Annotated in this window: 1 protein-coding gene; it reads right to left on the bottom strand. The window is 67.9% G+C overall.

All coding sequences use genetic code 11. The features are described from left to right. Window positions 1-1193: ESPR domain-containing protein (locus tag DBR20_RS22430; RefSeq protein ID WP_258223072.1), on the bottom strand; the 1193-nt coding region annotated here is incomplete at its 3' end. Window positions 1194-1414: the final 221 nt, after the last annotated feature.

The following is a 1414-nucleotide window of genomic DNA, read 5'->3' as shown; positions in this document are numbered from 1 at the left end:
ACACCACCCACCAGGCCACCGGTGCCGATCACCAGGCCCGCATTCGGGTCGGCGGCGGCCGGCGCCTTCGGGCTGGTCGGCGGAATGGCCGACGGCGAGGTCAGGCCGAGGCTGCCCAGGGTATTGCCGACCAGGCCGCCGACGGCCCCGCCGAGGTTGTTGACGGTGCCGGACAGATCGCCGTTGAGCAGGCTGCCCACTGCATTGCCAACACCATTCAGCGCAGTACCGACGCCGTTGAGCAGGCCGCCCAGGCCGAGCGCGCTGTTCTGTGCGGCGACGGTTGCGGTGCCGGCCAGCTTGAGATTGCGATCGGCGACGAGTTCTTCGCCATCCTTGCCCTGCACGCGCACCCTGCCTGCCACACCGGCATCGAAGGCGGCGGTGATCGCGCGGTCATCGGTGTCGCCAGGCAGCTCTTCCTTGGCCGGCAGTGCAACCGCTGCGGTGGCGCCGGCCTGGCCTTGTCCTTCGATGTGGTTGCCGGCCACGACCAGCTGCGAATCGACCTTGCCGTCGACAGCTGCTTTCAATCCGCTCGGCGTTGCACTTACTGCGGTGGCAACGTGGCTGCCGGCATCGACGCTGGCAACCGGCGTACCGGCGATGCCGACGTTGGCCTTTGCTGCCGCATTGGCAGACAGACCCAACGGTGCCTGCGCGGCCGGTGCGACGTTCGCGGCAAGCGCGGCATCGACGCGGGTGGCGGCTGCGTTGCCAACGCCGATGTTGGCGCGTACGTCGGCAGCCAGAGCCGGTGCCGGCACATGATTCGGCGTGGCGCCGGCCGCCAGCTTGACCTGCACGGTGGCCGGCAGGACGTCGCGCACGACCGGCAGCGAGGTCGTGCTCAGCTGCAGACCGACACGTGCGTTCGCACTGATCGCCGGGTTGGCCTGGGCCTGTCGTGCGGCCGCCGCCAGCGCCACTTCGGCATCGACCTTCACCGGCATCGGCTGGGTGTACTTGGCTGCCAATGCCTGCAGATCGCGCAGAGATTGGCTGGACTCTGTTGCCGCCGCAGGCCCGCTGGCCAGCACGCACAGCAGTGCCAGGGCCAGGGTGCTGGGCACCAGAAGGCTGGCACGACGGTCGCGCGGTGCGGTACCACCGCTATCGCCAGTGGCCAGTTCCGAGGCCACAACCAGAGCATTGAGCTGGCGGTTCCATACACGCCGGTAGATGCGGTTCATGTTCATTTCCCCCGTAGGCGGACAACTTGAATGTCAGTGGACTTGCCGTTAGGCAGGTGACTGACATTTCGCGCCTTTCAGCGAGGGCTGAGCACTTCATTCCGGCAGGGCAATCGCGCATTCCGGCAAATCCACGGCCGGATTCGGCAGCCAGATATGCAAATCCGGCAGGGAGGGCTGGCCGGGCTGCGCCCGGCACCCGCAGAGGCCACGTCAAAGAC

The sequence above is a fragment of the Stenotrophomonas sp. HMWF023 genome, assembly GCF_003060985.1.
GTDB classification, from domain to species: domain Bacteria; phylum Pseudomonadota; class Gammaproteobacteria; order Xanthomonadales; family Xanthomonadaceae; genus Stenotrophomonas; species Stenotrophomonas lactitubi.
Note: the sequence above shows the minus strand (reverse complement) of the source record. Positions and strands in the feature narration are given on the sequence as shown.